At 57.5% G+C, this 16,702-nt stretch carries 7 protein-coding genes and 1 pseudogene; 5 read left to right on the forward strand and 3 right to left on the reverse strand.

The window, feature by feature from the left end:
* Positions 1-434: 434 nt before the first annotated feature.
* A pseudogene (locus AC0L3E_RS28700) lies at positions 435-548 on the reverse strand (conjugal transfer protein TraD); the annotation flags it as partial.
* Positions 549-1,546: 998 nt separating this feature from the next.
* The gene (locus AC0L3E_RS28705) at positions 1,547-1,924 is read right to left on the reverse strand and encodes a hypothetical protein (RefSeq protein ID WP_473606160.1); all 378 of its coding nucleotides are present in this window, start codon (positions 1,922-1,924) and stop codon (positions 1,547-1,549) included.
* Positions 1,925-2,045: 121 nt separating this feature from the next.
* On the opposite strand from AC0L3E_RS28705, the gene AC0L3E_RS28710 reads away from it, so the two are divergent.
* The 5 genes from AC0L3E_RS28710 (at position 2,046) to AC0L3E_RS28730 (ending at position 15,101) form a co-directional block, all read left to right on the forward strand.
* Positions 2,046-2,612 (forward strand): acyltransferase family protein, encoded by a 567-nt coding sequence (locus tag AC0L3E_RS28710; protein ID WP_473606161.1) that lies wholly within the window; start codon positions 2,046-2,048, stop codon positions 2,610-2,612.
* The gene (locus AC0L3E_RS28715) at positions 2,582-3,214 is read left to right on the forward strand and encodes an acyltransferase family protein (RefSeq protein WP_473606163.1); all 633 of its coding nucleotides are present in this window, start codon (positions 2,582-2,584) and stop codon (positions 3,212-3,214) included. Before AC0L3E_RS28710 ends, AC0L3E_RS28715 begins: the two co-directional genes overlap by 31 nt.
* An 835-nt stretch (positions 3,215-4,049) precedes the next feature.
* Complete coding sequence (locus AC0L3E_RS28720; RefSeq protein WP_473606164.1) at positions 4,050-12,023, forward strand: calcium-binding protein; 7,974 nt, start codon at positions 4,050-4,052, stop codon at positions 12,021-12,023.
* Positions 12,024-12,051: 28 nt separating this feature from the next.
* Positions 12,052-13,797 (forward strand): type I secretion system permease/ATPase, encoded by a 1,746-nt coding sequence (locus tag AC0L3E_RS28725; protein ID WP_473606293.1) that lies wholly within the window; start codon positions 12,052-12,054, stop codon positions 13,795-13,797.
* Positions 13,797-15,101, forward strand: a complete 1,305-nt coding sequence (locus AC0L3E_RS28730; RefSeq protein WP_473606165.1) for an HlyD family type I secretion periplasmic adaptor subunit — start codon at positions 13,797-13,799, stop codon at positions 15,099-15,101. Before AC0L3E_RS28725 ends, AC0L3E_RS28730 begins: the two co-directional genes overlap by 1 nt.
* 606 nt (positions 15,102-15,707) lie before the next feature.
* On the opposite strand, the gene AC0L3E_RS28735 is transcribed toward AC0L3E_RS28730, so the two are convergent.
* Complete coding sequence (locus AC0L3E_RS28735) at positions 15,708-16,034, reverse strand: ArsR/SmtB family transcription factor (protein ID WP_473606167.1); 327 nt, start codon at positions 16,032-16,034, stop codon at positions 15,708-15,710.
* Between the last annotated feature and the right edge of the window lie 668 nt (positions 16,035-16,702).

A 16,702-nucleotide genomic window follows, 5' to 3' on the forward strand; every position in this document is an offset into this window, starting at 1 on the left:
GCCTGACGAATGGGACGTGGCAGTGCTGGTCGATTGGCTTCAGCCCGAGACACTGGCGACTGTCAGCTCGCCGACCTCATCCAAGGCGAGGAGCTTCCCTCGCTTTACGCCCGTTCCTGCTGTGCAGAGCAGTGCCGCTGGCTCGCACCTTGGCTATAGAGCTTCTATCAACGCGCAGTGTGCATGATCGCATCTGTGGGGCGCGGGAGGTTTCGAGGGGAACACGATCTGGCATTTGAAGTTTGCTCCTAGGGCAGCGCCTGCTTTGACGAGCTTCGACAACTCAAGTCTTGCGCCCTTCCGAGAGAAGATTATCGCCGGTAGTGACGAAGAGCGCGAAAACTTATTGCGCAAGCGCTTGACTGCGGCGCTGGCGCACCGGCGGAAGTCTGCTGTTCGGGCTTCGTGCTGGCCGTTGCTCGCGCCAACCGTGGCTAAGTTCGCCGTCCCATCCACTCTTCACGCCGTTCAGCATCGAACGCCTGCCGACCCTTCGCGGCCCATAGATCTCGTGCATGCTCGCCTTCAGCGCTCTGCAATTTGTCGGCCGCCTATCCCGCTGGTTGCCTTTGCCAACGAGGCCAAGCCTCTTCAGGGCGATCCGCGCGAGATCAACCGGTTCGACCTTGACGGGCAGCCCGTGCACCGCAGCGGCATGAGCCAGAATGAGTTTTACGAAACCGATGTCGATGCCTAGCGTCACCGGTCCAGCACCTTGGGCAGCCCGGTCACGGCCGAAACGAATGAGCCGTTCGCGATCGAGAGCCGCGATGTTGCACTTGCCGAGATGTCTTTGGAGCATAGCGAGGGCTGCGGCCTTGGAGCGGCGAGGGGACTTGCCTACATCGCACATGTCGTCGATATGAAGGTCGATGAGTTCGCCGAAGGTTTTCAGGCGCGCTGTTCGAGACTTTGTCGGTGTCTCACCGCGATCGACTTGGCGCTCGGTTTCGTCGCCCAGCGGCGTGCGTCGTCTCGGCGCAGGAAGGTTTCGCTGACGTAGCGACCTTTGCGACGGACTTGGACACGCCAGGACCCGGACGAGAGCTTTGTGTAGGTGGCCATTTTTTCGTGTGCGCTCCGTGTGCACTGAGAGATCGAAACGTGGCGAAAAGGGTCGTATTCTGGCGTAAATTGTGTGCACTCGGCACGTTCTAACGATTTGATGTTAAAGAAAAAATGCTGAAAAATCAAAGTCATAAAGTGGCCGTGGCCCCGATGATGGATGGGGCAGATAGATAAATAATATCAGATAGTTGCGGGAGACCGTGTGCAAAAATCGCACACGAAAGTTCTGCTTCTCTTCTTTTTTCGTTCCCACGATGGAGCCGCCGATAGCCCTTTGGGGACGCTCTTGTGCCTCCACCTTTGACTGGCTCAATGACAGCTTTTCGAACGTTCAGGGTGGCGCGCTTGAACACACCGCCAGCATCACGACGGGCCGCTACGGGATCATGTCACAGGGGATGCTTAAGCAGCGCGTGGAGCTTGTGAATTCGATCCGCTATCCGGCCAGAGGCATCTACACTAGCGAGAGATTCCTGGCTTAGCGGATCGCCTTCCTGATTTTAACGGCCGCGAAGAACAACCAGCCAATGACATGCCCGAAGAAATAGATGCACAGGCCCAAATAGCTAAGCATCGCAACCACGAACAGCTTCTCACCAGAAGAAACATCCGTCACGAAGCCATGGGGCAACAGGGCATAAATCCAACCATAGTGAAGGCCCCAGCTACACCCCCATTGACCACACGTCCGGTGGGCACTCAGCACCGTTGCGCCAAGCCACACGATCGAGATTACTACAAAACTTACCCAAGAATAACGTCTATCTCGAATGAGGCCGTAGATTGAAATCGCCTTCGCGATAGCGAGTCCTATTGATGCAAGAAAAGAAAAGAAAATTGAGATTAGAAGACTCATTTTCGACCCAGATGGCTAAAACATCGAAGCTACAGCCGGGCGCCTTTACGAAAGGTTCGACCAAGTCGTCAATTTTTAAATGCGTCGGAGGGACACCTCGTATGGTGGGATGTCACACAGGATGTTGAAGCGGCGCGTCGAACTTGTAAATTCGACAATCAAGCTGAAACTCGACTTGTCGCATTGGAATTCAGCTGCGACCCGCAAAGGCCAAGGCATAGAAACCAAAGCACCCAAAAACGAAGGCATGGGCGGCATCGCAGATCGTCAACGTCAGAACGAAACTCAATTCTACGTGTTGCGACCGGCTCTTCCTATCTTCAGCGTTCTGGATGAAGGGCATACTGGCGTTTCCCTGTTCATGGCGCTTTCCGGCTACCTGTTCGCCAAGCTGCTCGATGGAAAACAGATCAGCTATCTGCCCTTCTTTGCCAACAGGGCCCTCAGGCTGCTTCCGCTTCTCCTGGTCGTGATATGTATCGAGGCTTGCCGCAGGTACCTGGCCGGCCAGTCCCTCGACGGGTATTTCACGAGCGTCGGATTGGGGGTTCTTTTTCCCGCCCTCCCGAATGGCGGCTGGTCGGTAACGATCGAAGCGCACTTCTATCTGTTGCTGCCGTTGCTGCTGCTGGCTCCAGGCGGTTTGTGCTCGCGCCCTTGCTGTTCATCGCGGCAGCCATTGTGCTGAGGTCTGTCCTGTATGTGCAGATCGGCGAAGTGCAGTCGGCGGCGTCCGTAACCATCATAGGCCATGCGGATCAGTTCCTGGCCGGCATTCTTGCCTTCCACCTGCGTGCCCGCGCGAAGAACCAGCACTGGCTGGCGCTGGCCGTTCTCATGGCTTTTTCCGGGTTCTTCGGGTGGTTCGATGCAGCCGGCGGATTCTACCAACTGGGCCGCTATCCGTCGCCTCATTGGATATGGATCATCCTGCCGACCCTGGAGGCGGCAGCCTATTCATTCGGCATCGCCTACTACGACACGAGCTTTTCGAAAAAGCGAACAAGCCCGCCGTTCAAGATACTGGAGAAGGCGGGGGCCTACAGCTATTCGATCTATCTTCTGCACCTGTTCTTCGTCATGCAATTGGCGGCGTTCATAGACACGCATGTCATGAGCATCAGCAATTTCTACGTCGCATGCCTCTGGTCCGCATTGTGCTTCGTGGCGACGATCCCGATCGGTTATCTCAGCTACACCTGCGTCGAGGCGCCATTCCTGCGCCTGCGCCAGCGATATGCAGAGCCGGCGAGCGTCGATCCGATTCTGGTTGGGGGACAGTCGGCGTAGGCTTAGAAGTAGGCGCCCTTGGTCGCTGGTGCACTACACCGAGGGATGTCTTACTCGAAATATGGTTTGGTCATCGGCATGCCGTTTGTACCGTCCTTGCTCATCGCTTTGCTGTTTGTATTGAGTTCCGGACACCTCAGCACGAAGATGGGAAGAAATCGGGAAACTGGTGAGCGGCCCATGTGGTGCGCCGCCGCCTTCTAAGGGCAGTGACTGGAGGTCTTTGCGTGTGAAGTCGCATGGATATTTGGCTCGATTGAGAGCTATCTGTCTCCATCGTGCCGAAACAAATCCTATCCATACATCCACAATACATCAAAGTGTAAATTAGATTCGTCTTATGAAGAGAACGCAGATTATATTGAGCCACTTGTTCACGGGCTCTTAACAGGCCATCACGGATGTGTTACCGATTTGGCTGCGGGATAGTGCGGCGAACATCGGACCAAACACAGAAAACGGCGGGGAATTTCATGGTCGGGCGCCACACTTGGCGATGCAACAACGATTGGACGTCCTGCACCCGAAGAATAACATACCTTCTGCCGGGCCATCCATGACAGGCGGGTCAATTGAGCTATAGTTTTATATTATCACGCGCCGTAGCCGTCATTGCATGTCTTTTGGCATCTATATGGCTGGTGAAATTTTGTATATGCGTGGTATATCCGGCCATCTTGTCAGGAATATTTCCAGCAAGGGGTCGAGTTTACTTAAAAAATATGCATCCAATTAGATTCTGGCTGGCGGTATCGTTTTTTGTCATCGCAGCAGCAGCTATGACGATTTCAACTTTCTTCCTGATATATCTTTATGGGTTTAAAGGGATCTAAGCATGGTTGATACTCAGGACGACTTCTTCTCGTCATTCGAGGTGAGATTTGCCACGATTTTTAAGTCAAATATTGATAATCTCCAAGGAGCGCTGGGAACTTCCTTCTCATCGGTAGTAGGGATAACCAATATATTTCTTGGGACCACACCACTCGGGAAGGCAATTCAACTCGGGCGCTCGGCAGAGGCAACCGCCGTTTCATTCGCTGCGGGTGCCACAAATCCAAACGTTGGCGGATTGTTAAATGCAACAGCGGCACTGGCTGTAACAGCCGCCTTTATTTATTTTGCACCTCTGACAATTACAGCTGGCGCGGCCGGACTGATACTCTCGGCATTAGCGGGTGCTGTAACCCAAGCGCTCTACGAAACGCTAGTGGAATTCTATCCAGGGCTCTTCGAAGGCATTTATGACGACCTGAGCGCGGGGATTGAGGGGTTATATAATCATATTTTCGATTTTCTATTTTTTCCTTTTACGGGCCCTGGCTCGCTTCTGCAATCCCCGCTTCTCAACATCTTCCACGACCCGCTCGTCCTCGACCTCAACGGCGACGGCATCCACCTCTCGCCACTCGCCGGCTCCGCGGTCCATTTCGACTATGATGGCGATGGCTTTGCCGAGCGCACCGGCTGGGTCTCGGCGGATGACGGTATCCTGGTTGTCGATGCCAATGGAAATGGCGTTGTCGACGGCGTGTCCGAACTCTTCGGCTCGTCCACGCAGGACGGGTTCGCCGTTCTTGAGACTTTCGACACCAATGGCGACGGCAAGATCGATGCGTCCGATGCGGTGTTCAGCACGCTCAGGGTCTGGCAGGACCTCGACCAGGATGGTGTTTCAGACGCCGGCGAGATGGTGACGTTGACCGAGGCCGGCATCGTCTCGATCGCGCTGACGCGAACCGATGCGGCCGGCACCAATTCCGGCCATGATGTCGGCTATGAGGCCTTGTTCACGCGGGCGAACGGCACGACTGGAACCGCGCAAACCATTTATTTCCAGACCGACCGTCAGGACACGCGCGCCGACAACACGCCCAACTTCACGCCGGCCGAAGGCGTCGACAAGCTGCCGCAATTGCCGGGGTCCGGCCAGATCAATTCGATCGCCTGGATGGCGACGCAGGATGCCGCGTTCAAGGCCGACTGGACTGCATTGACCGATGCCGCGGCGTCCCTGTCGCCGGAGCAGTTGCGTTCCGCCTTCGAGGACCTGTTGCTGCGCTGGGCGTCCGTGAGCGGTATCGCCGAGGGCGCGCGTGGGCAGTATGCCGACGCCCAGCATCTGGCCTTCGTTGAGAGATTCTTCGGCGTCGGATACAAGGAGCTTTATGTAGGTCAGCAACTCTCGACCTCGCCGACGACGCAGCAGTTCGGTGCCAACATCGAAGCGAGCTTCAACCAGATCGTCGACGTCATGCTGATGGCCTTCCTGGCTCAGACGGCGGGAAGCACGATCGCCAGAGGCGGAGATTTGCTGGGCGCGCTGGAAAGCCCCTATTTCTTCTATGCCCTGCTCGACTTCCGGCATGAATGGCCAACGGGTACCGAGCCGCCGGAAACTCCCGGAAATGTCGGCATGGTGCTAGATCTCATCAAGGGGATGATTCCTGAGACAACTGGGGCAGCGGCAAGTTACCTGGTCAAGACGATCTCGGGGCTAGAAGGGGTGGTGTCGGTTGCCTTCGAGGGTGATCGCGCCGCCTATCTGACGACGGCCAACACTGTATTCTCGACGATTGCCGATCATGACCTTCGGCTGATCGCCACCGAAATCGCCGGCGGAACGGCAGCGCTTGGAACTGATAGCGCCGATGGCATGGTCCGTACCGATGGTGACAATGTGTTTGTCGGCGGCAAGGGCGACGATTTGCTGGTCTCCGGTGCTGGTAGTGACCTGTTTGTTTACACGCGCGGCGACGGTACCGACTACATCCGCGATAGCTCGACGTCTGTGGTTGAAAAAGACACCTTGCTGCTCACCAATCTGGCGGCAACGGATCTCACCTTCGAACGGATCGGCAACGATCTGATCTTGAAGATTTCGGGCTCGACCGAGAAGATCGTCTCGGAGGATTTCTTCGCTGATTGGGGCACGAAGAATCTCGGCATCGACCAGATACGCTTTGCCGATGGTTCGCTGATGGACCGCGAGGCGATCCGCAGTCACACGACCACAGTCGGCGACGGCCGTGACAACCTCGTTCAGGACACGGCTCTGAACGATGTTCTGCAGGGCGGCAAGGGCGACGACGAAATCAGGATCGGCGCCGGCAACGACACAATCCTCTATGCCGCGGGTGACGGGTTCGACGTCATCAACGACACCAGTTGGATCAAGGCGGAGATCGACAGGCTGATCCTCGCCAATCTCATGCCGTCCGACGTCCAGCTGTCCCGTGTCGGCGACGCGTTGACCATCAAGATTCTGTCGACGGGTGAAGTCATTACCGACCTATCGTTCTTCGTGAACAGTGGTGCTCCGAACCAGCAAAACATTTGGAGTGATTATGGCTCAGGCATTGACAGAATCCAGTTTGCAAGCGGTGCCGTGTGGGACCGGCAGACGATCGTCAAGGAGGCATGGATCCGGGGGGACGACAATGCGAACGGCCTCTACGGTTCAGCCCTCAATGATACTTTCGCCAGCGGTCGCGGCAACGACACCATGGATGGCCGTGCCGGCGCGGATACATACATCTGGAAGAAGGGGGACGGCAGTGATTATATCGTCGACAACATAAACAACCAGGCCGACGTCGATAAACTTATTCTTTCAGGCGTCTATGTCAGCGATGTGAAATTCTCCTACAGTGGAGACAGTCTCCAGATAACCGTTGAGTCCACCGGAGAAGTAATATCGATCGGCGGGTTCTTTACAAGCGCACAAAATTTCCTTGAGGATTGGGGGCTGACTGCATACGGCGTCGACCAGATTACGTTTGCTGGTGGCACAACTCTGAACAGGGAGCAGATTTTCTACAAAACGGGCGTGGATTATCTCGGCCGAGACTTCTGGACATGGTCCGAGTACGTCAACGGCAACCTTCAGTGGGCTCACTTTTACGATGAGTTCGGCAACAGCGGGATAATAGCAGGCGGGCCGCCTCCGGTGCTTAGCCCGCACGGTTTCCTGAGTGGTCCTCATGATCTCTTCACCGGGTCTGACAACTACGATGATATCATGTCGGCGGACCACTCCCCATTTGCCGGGGCTACCGACGGCCACAATTCAATGAACGGCTATGGCGGCAACGACATACTTGTGGGCGGCAGAGGCAACGATTCCCTCGTGGGGGGTGATGGCAACGACCAGCTCTTCGGCGACGATCCGCTGGCCGGCTATGGCGGGTTCTCTCTCCCCGGCGCCCACGGTAATGACTATCTTGATGGCGGCGGTGGCGACGACCTGCTTTATGGCGGCAAGGGAGACGACGCACTGAAAGGTGGCGCCGGGACCGACCACCTGATTGGCGGGGACGGCTCGGATACACTGCAGGACTGGGGCACCGAGGATGAGGTATTCGAGGGCGGCAAGGGCGACGATTTCATACAGTCCGGGATCGTTATTGGAACGCTGTATAACGGCAGCGACACCGGAAACGATACTTTCCTTTACGCTCTAGGCGATGGGAACGATGTCATTTGCGATTCCGCTGCATCTCTCACGGAAATAGACCGGCTGGTTTTGTCCGATATTAATCCGGACCAGGTGGAGTTGTCCTTCAGCGGCACGAACCTTGTCATAAGGATGCTTCAGACGAACGAAACGATCACCAGCGTGGACTTTCTTTACCTCGATGGGACGACGGGGTCCGGCCTCGATCGGATCGAATTCGCCGACGGCGTCATCTGGAATCGGTCGCAGATGCGGTCGCACGCGGAGGCAACCTGGCTGCGCGGCACAAGCTCTCGAGATTTTCTCCAAAACGACGCTGTTTGGAACCAGACCTTTGACGGTGGGCAGGGGGATGATGTCATTGCTTCCGCCCCTTCGTATTGGCAGGTATGGGATCGGGGCCTCAGCAATGGCAGCGATACATTCATTTATCGCCACGGTGACGGGAACGATTTCATAGTCGACGGCTCTCACTCCGCCACAGAGGTCGACACGTTGCGATTGATCGACATTGATTCGGACGACGTCGAACTTTCAAGAATTGCCGACGATCTTGTTGTCAAAGACCTGGTCACTGGCCAGACCATCACAAACGCGCGGTTTTACTGGAATTTTTCCAGCACCGATCACAGCATCGACCGTATAGAATTCGCAGACGGCGCAGTCTGGGACCGGGAAGCCATGCTGGCGAAAGGCTGGTACCGGGGAACCAATACGAACGACACGCTCCAAAGCGGCCAAGATACGATGAACGATACTTTTATTGGCGGCATCGGTGACGACATTATCGTTTCCGCTCCTCAAAGCTGGCAAGCTTATAATCCCGGGTACATGAACGGAAGTGACACCTATATTTACGGCTTGGGCGACGGAAACGATCTAATAGTGGATGGATCGCGTTCGATCGAGGAAACCGACACGCTGGTGTTGAACGGAATCAATCCAAAAGACGTCGCGCTCTCCACGGACGGATACAATCTTTACATTACGATTGTGCCCACGGGGCAGACAATTACCGATGAAGGGGCTTTTTGGGGTAGGCCGGACATTGGGCGAGGTCTTGAGCGCCTGGTGTTCGCCGACGGCACCGTCTGGAACCGGGAAGACATCCGCTTCTGGGCTCAGGAGGGCTCCGCCTTCTTTGCAGGGGGCACCGGTAACGAAACCCTTATCGGTTCATATCTGGATCAGCGGATCGAAGGTGGTCGCGGCAATGATTTCATCGACGGGAAGGGTGGCAGCGACCTCATCTTCGGCGATATCGGCAATGACACGCTGGCATTAACCGTTGCCGATACTGGCGATGTCGACGCTCTCGATGGCGGAGCCGGTACCGATACAGCGACATTCCAGAATTTTGGCGCCGCCATCCATGTCGACCTCGTCGAGAACCAGGGCGAGGCGAAGACAAGCGATGGTCCATCGTTGCAGGTTGGAACTTTGCGGCTCGTGGCTACTGTACGAGGTCTTGAAAACATCGTCGGAACGGCGCTCAACGACGAGATTCATGGCGACAGCGCTGACAACCAACTCGTTGGCGGCTCGGGCCACGACGTTCTCGATGGGCGATCGGGCAATGATTCGTTGTCGGGAGGATTGGGCAACGACACGCTCGATGGCTATTTGGGTAATGACACCCTGGTTGGAGGTGCGAGCGACGACGCGTTGACTGGTGGTCTCGGCAATGACCTTTTTGACTATACGCGCGGCGATGGCAATGACTCCATCTTTGAGACGGTCGAGGAAACCGGGTCGAACGATCGGATCCGCTTGCACAATGTCGATCCTGCCAAAGTCAGCTTCTCACGCCTCAATGGCAGTCTTCTCCTTGAATTAGCCGAGAGTGCTCCGGGTGCTGGTGACGCAAGCAGTCTCACGATCACCGGACCTCAAAATGGCATCTACCACTATGACCAGTATGGCGTCGAAACCGTCGAGTTCGACAACGGCGTCATTTGGAATGCAGACTTCCTCCGGCAGATGTCGGTGTCCGACTCTGCAACGGATGGCGACGACGTTCTGGTTGGTAGCGCCGCTTCGGCGATAATGCATGGCGGCAAGGGCAACGACAGCCTCAGTGGCGGAGCAGGCGACGACAGCTATGTTTATGCTCAGGGCGACGGAAACGACACGATCATTGAGAACACGAGCGGCGGAAGCAATGATCGGTTGCTATTTAGCGACATCAATCCTTCGGCCGTGAGCCTGGTGCGCAACGGCAATGACGTGACGGTGGTGATTGCCGAAAGCGCACTTGGCGCCGGTGACGGTGGTTCGATCATACTGAAGAACAGCCTCGACGACTATTACGGCCAGGGGGTGGACAAAATCGTCTTCGCCGATGGGACGACTTGGACGCAGGCAGACGTCAGAGTCAGGTTGCTCGATCAGGCCGGCACCGCCGGAAACGACAACATCACCGGCTTCAATGTTGCCGACACGTTGCAAGGCAAGGCCGGCGACGACAGTCTCAGTGGCGGGACAGGTGACGACAGCTACGTTTATGCTCGGGGCGATGGAAACGATGCCATCGTTGAGAACATAAGCGGCGGTAGCAACGATCGGCTGGTGTTCAGCGATATCAACTCAGCAGCGGTGACGTTGGTTCGAAACGGCAATGATGTGAGAGTGGTGACTGCCGAGAGTGCGCCCGCCGCCGGCGACGGTGGCTCGGTGCTGCTCAAGGATACGCTCGCTGACTACTACGGTCAGGGTGTCGAAAACATCATCTTTGGCGACGGAACGATCTGGACCAGGACCGATATGAATGCCCATATCAGTTATGTCGGTGGTAGTTCCAGCGATGAGACTATTACCGGAACGGCTGGCAACGATGACATCCGCGCTGGTCTTGGCAACGATCTACTGGTCGGCCATGCGGGCAACGACAGCTACACCTACATATTTGGTGACGGTAACGATGTGATCAACGAGGTTGCCAGCGGCACCGATGTCGACACACTCGTTCTGGACAGCATCAACCAGACAGATGTCCGATTCGAGCGTCCGTATAGTGATTTATTCGATGTGGTGATACGCGTCCTGGCTACTGGTCAGACAATCACGCTGGACAATCAGCTCGATCAGGAAGGCGGCGTCGAGAAGATCGTCTTTGACGACGGCACTGTCCTGGGTGGCAACGACTGGGGCCTGGACGGCATCCTCACAGGTCTCGCCACGATCTATGGCACGACTAATGCCGAAACGATTTCGGGCACTTCCGGCAATGATCGCCTCATCGGTAATGCGGGCGATGACTACATCAGCGGAGCAGCGGGCAATGACATCTATGTCTATGGCTCCGGTGATGGCAGCGATACGATCGATGATAATTCCGGATCAACTGCCGACATAGACACACTGAAACTTTCAAACTTGAATGCAGGAGACGTGGCGCTGTCGAGCGACGGACAGCATCTCAGGATAAAGGTCAATTCGACTGGCGAAGTCATTATCGTTCGGTACCAGTTCTACTCGACGACTGCCAATTGGGGTATTGAGAAGATCGCGTTTGCGGATGGTACGGAGTGGAATGCTGCCGACATCAGCGCCAATTCTTGGATACGAGGGACATCCGGCAACGATCAGATGACGCTTGCCAGTAACGGCCTTATGGTTTCGGGTGGAACCGGCAATGACTCGTTCAGCTATTCCGGCAATGGTGGGCATACATTCATGTTTGCCAAAGGCGACGGCAATGACATCTTGACCCAAACCGGGGCCGGCTATGACCGAACCGACAAATTGGTTTTGACAGACATCGATCCCTCCGAAATCGGATTGGTGCGGTCCGGCGACAAGCTGACCATCTCGATACTCGGCGCCGACAGTGTGACGAGCACATATCAGTATTGGGGACAGAGCCATGACGGCCGTGAATATGGCATCGCCACCATTCAGTTCGCTGATGGGACAGTTTGGGACCGGGCGGCGATAGACAGCCAACTTGGCCAATACGGCACAAACGGCAACGATACGCTGGTCGGTGCGGCAAACAGCGAAAGATTATCTGGCTTCGCAGGGAACGATACGTTGCAAGGTATGGCCGGTGACGATGTACTGGTTGGTGGGGCTGGGGTCGACACATTGACCGGGGGCTCTGACAACGACACCTTCATTTTCAACGCCGGGTTCGGTCTCGACAATATCACCGACTTCGCGGCTGGAGCAGGATCCGACGATGTTATCCAGTTCGACAACGACGTCTTCGACGACTTTGCCTCCATGCTCGCCACGGCGACGCAGGTCGGCGCCGACACGGTGATCACGCATGACGCCAGCAATGTCTTGACCCTGAAGAACGTCGCCTTGGCGAACCTGCACCAGGATGACTTCCAGTTCATCGCCGCCTGATTCTTGAGCTGGATTGCACTTGAACGCGATGCCGCAGTCCCGTCCATCAGAGCCGCCGCGAACAACCCTCGCGGCGGTCTTGGCTTCGTTCCGCCGCGCGTTCGCCGGCATCGCGCTGATGAGCGGCGTGGTCAACATCCTCGCCTTGACCGGCTCGTTCTTCATGCTGCAGGTCTATGATCGCGTCATTCCCGGCCGCAGTGTGCCGACGCTGGTCGGGCTTGTCGTGTTTGCCGGCACGCTGTTCGTCTTCCAGGGCGTGCTCGAGCTCATCCGGTCGCGTTTGCTCGTGCGCATCGGCATGGCACTTGACGCGCGCATGAGCGGCCAGGTCTATTCCGCCCTTATGCGCCTGCCTTTGCGCACGAAGCTCGCAGGCGACGGCCTGCAATCATTGCGGGATCTTGATCAAGTGCGGTCGTTTCTGTCGAGCGCAGGACCGACGGCGCTTTTCGACCTACCCTGGATGCCGCTTTATCTCGGGATTTGTTTCCTCTTCCATTTCTGGATCGGCATGACGGCATTGGCCGGAGCTGTCATTCTGTTCGGTCTGACGCTGCTTGCCGAGGCCCGCACGCGCGAACCCGCCAAAAGAGCCAACATCCAGGCAGCCGCCCGCAATACGCTTGCCGAGGCGACGCGCCGCAATGTCGAAGTGCTGCAGGCGATGGGCTTTGGCTCGCGCATCGCCGAGCGCTGGTCGGGCATCAACGCCGACTATCTCGGGACCAACGCGAAAGCCAGCGATCTGGCCGGCACGCTTGGAACGGTCTCGAAGATCCTGCGCATGATGCTGCAGTCGGGCATACTGGCGATCGGCGCCTGGCTCGTCATCCATCAGGAAGCGACGGGCGGCATCATGATCGCCAGCTCGATCATGATGGGCCGGGCGCTGGCGCCGATTGAATTGGCGATCGCGCATTGGAAAGGCTTCGTCAATGCCCGCCAGGCCTGGGCCCGGCTGACCCAGTTGTTGGCACTGCTTCCGGAAACCGCAACCAGTGTCGACCTGTCGGCGCCGACCTCCACCCTTAAGGTCGAAGCCATCAGCGTCACGCCGCCGGGGGAACGCCGCGTTGTCGTCCAGGATGCCAGCTTTGCGCTTGAGAAGGGTGCTGGGCTCGGCATCGTCGGTCCGAGCGCCTCGGGCAAGTCTTCGCTGGTCCGCGCCATTGCCGGGATATGGCTTCCCATGCGTGGAACCGTGAGGCTGGACGGAGCGACGCTCGATCAGTGGTCGCCGGAAGAGCTTGGCAGTCATATCGGCTATCTGCCGCAGGATGTGCAGCTGTTCGACGGCACCATCGCCGAAAACATTGCGCGTTTCGAACCTCAGGCCGCTTCGGACAAGATATTGGCGGCGGCCCGGGCGGCCGGCGTTCACGACCTCGTCGTGCATTTGCCGGAGGGCTACGAGACACGGATCGGCGAGGCCGGGTCGGCGCTGTCGGCAGGCCAGCGGCAAAGGGTGGCGCTGGCGCGTGCTCTTTATGGCGATCCTTTCCTGGTCATTCTCGACGAGCCCAATTCGAACCTCGATGCCGAAGGCGAAGCCGCGTTGACGGGAGCCATCCAGGGCGTTCGCGCGCGCGGCGGCATCGCCGTGGTCGTAGCACACCGCCCGAGCGCGCTCGCAAGCCTCGACCAGGTTCTGGTGATGGCCAATGGCCGCGTCCAGGCGTTCGGGCCGAAGAATGAGGTCTTGAACAAGGTCACACGGCCGGCCGGGGTTCCCTTGAAGGTCGTGCCCGCATCTGAAGAGAATGTATCCTGATGGCCGTGGCTCCCACCATCGATCGGACCATTCGGCGCTACCTGCTTGGCGGTGTGGCCGCCTGCATTCTTCTTGTCGGCGGTGCGGGTAGCCTGGCGGCGGTCACGGAGCTTTCGGGCGCCGTGATCGCACCCGGAAAGCTGGTCGTCGATTCCAGTGTCAAGAAGGTTCAGCATCCCACCGGTGGCGTGGTCGGCGAAATCCTGGTGCGGGAAGGCGGCGCTGTGAAATCCGGCCAGGTCCTGATCCGTCTCGACGAAACCGTCACCCGCGCCAACCTGGCGATCGTCACCAAGGGTTTAGACGAGTTCGAGGCCCGCCTGGCCCGTCTCGAAGCCGAACGGGATGACCACAATGACATCGCCTTCCCAACCGCCCTGACCTCGAAGCGGGATGACACCGCCGTTGCGCGCGCCATGGCTGGCGAACAGTCGTTGTTCGAGTTTCGCCGGCAGGCGCGCGCCGGGCAGAAGGCGCAGTTGGAAGAACGCATCGCGCAGCTTGCCGAGGAAACGTCGGGGCTCACCGAACAACGGGAGGCCAAGAGCCAGGAAATAAAATTGATCGGCACCGAACTGGACAGCATCCGCACGCTATGGCTGAAGAAGCTTGTCTCGATCGACCGCATGACGGCGCTGGAACGCGACGCGGTTCGGCTCGACGGCGAACACGGGCAACTGACCGCATCGATCGCACAAGCGAAAGGCCGGATCGCCGAGACCCGCTTGCAGATTATCCAGGTCGACCAGGACCTGCGCAGCGAGGTTGCGACCGAGCTTCGCGATGTCCAGGGGAAAATCTCCGAATTCGTGGAACGCAAGGTTTCGGCCGAGGACCAGCTCAAGCGCATCGATATCCGCAGTCCGCAGGATGGCGTTGTTCACCAGCTTGCAGTCCATACTGTCGGCGGCGTCATTTCGCCGGGCGAGGTGATCATGCTTGTGGTGCCGGTGGCCGACGATCTCACCGTCGAGGCCCGCATCGCGCCGCAGGACATCGATCAGCTCTCGCTCGGTCAGGACGTGGCACTGAAGCTCTCGGCGTTTAATCAGCGTCTGACACAGGAACTGAATGGCGTCGTCAACGAAATCTCCGCAGATCTCAGCGTCGACGAGCGAAGCGGCGCGAGCTTTTACACGGTTCGCGTCAGCCTGCCGCGCACCGAGCTGAAAAAACTGAAGGGTCTGACCCTGGCACCGGGCATGCCCGTCGAAGCGTTCTTTTCGACCGGCAGCCGCACGATGTTGTCCTATCTCGTGAAGCCGCTGGCGGATCAGATAGCGCGGGCATTCAGGGAGGAGTGATGCATCTCAAGCCGCTGACAACGTCGCGTCAACTATCAACCGCCTGATGGATGGGGCAGAGAGATAAATAATATCAGATAGTTGCGGGAGACCGTGTGCAAAAATCGCACACGGAAAGGTTCTGCTTCTCTTCTTTTTTCGTTCCCACGACGGAGCAGCCGAAAGCCCTATTCGGGCGCTCTTTTGCCCACGATTCTGCCCGCTCCATTGCGGTCGTTCGCTGCGGTATCCGTGCCCCCTATTGTCCGATGCGGCGTCTCATTTGCCCGGGGTTCCTGGAAGCTTTTCGAGCTTTCTGCCTTGCGCCTCCAGCCGAATTCAGGGCGCTTATGAAGGAAGGCGGCGGGTCTGGATCCGCGGAGTGAGGCGCTAAATGCCATTTCGACGTCATGGCGGGGCATACGAGCCCGCCGATCTAGCCTTGCTAAAGCGTGTGTTCGACCGACTATGTAGGGAGCACTTCATCGCCAAAGATGATGTGGTGCAGATGGAAGTCCTCGCTGAGGAAGTTGTCGACGTCTTCCCAAGTGGGGTCAAAGACGAAATCAAGCTATGGCGGACGATTTCGAAGCGCCGCAAGACCTAGGCCGCGCTCACGGTTGGCGATTACGACGCTGCGGCAGGAGTAGAACCCACCTCGACCTCACCATAGAATTTGTCCAAGAAGGAAAACAGAGCCCACACCTTGCTTGAGTTGCAGGAGTAGTAAATCCGTTGCCTGTCCCGACTCTTCTTGACCAAGCCGAGCTTCCGCAGCTTCCCTAGATGCATTGAAAGCAAGGACTGCGGGATTTGCAAAGTGTCGACGAGCCCATTCACCGTGGCCTCTCCATTGCGCAAGTGGAGCAGGATTAACAGCCGATGCGGACTTCCTACCACCGTGAGAAATTCAGATGCCTCGTCGGCATGGTTCAGCAAATTTATCGAGACCATCCCTGTCCCTTAGCGGTGATCAACTGCTTCGTGTAGCCGGTGCGGTACCGCTCAGCGTGGCTAACAGTCAAGTTGAAGAGTAATATAAGCCCGCCCACTGTGGAGACAGAGCGCGGGGCAACCACGGCTGTCCGTCCATGGCCATCACCGCCTCCACGGAAGGGATGCTGAGGGCATCCCAACTTGCCCCACCGGTTTAGGGACAAACAGCCCACACCTTTCCGGAGCGAGCAGGCAGGCCGTGAAACGTAAAAACCCGCCGCCCCATTCACGGCAGCGGCGGGCGCCCCGGAGGGCTTGCGGGGATCGTCGGGTCCCTGCCGAGCCCTAAACCATTAGATTTGCCTAATGTTCCATCACAAGTGGGCGTCGGATGCGTGTCAATCGATCAGCCCGTTGTCCCTTCTGATAAGCGGCCTCGGCCGCACAATGCTCAAATCAAATTTGGTTGGAAGATCGGGGCTCCGCCTTGGTATAGGCCGGGTTGATACCGCCGCAGAGGAACTCCTGAGGTGGCCCAATCGTGGCGCGAAGTGGCGGCTCGCAGCCGAGGCATGTCTGACTGCGATGGATGGCAAAATGCCGGGTAAACGAGTCCGGCTTCGAAGCTGCGGCCGACGAGGAGGAGATGCTGCTGGCCTTGATCATTGATGGTTGAGCCGCTGAGG

Source organism: Mesorhizobium sp. WSM4822 (genome assembly GCF_055811155.1).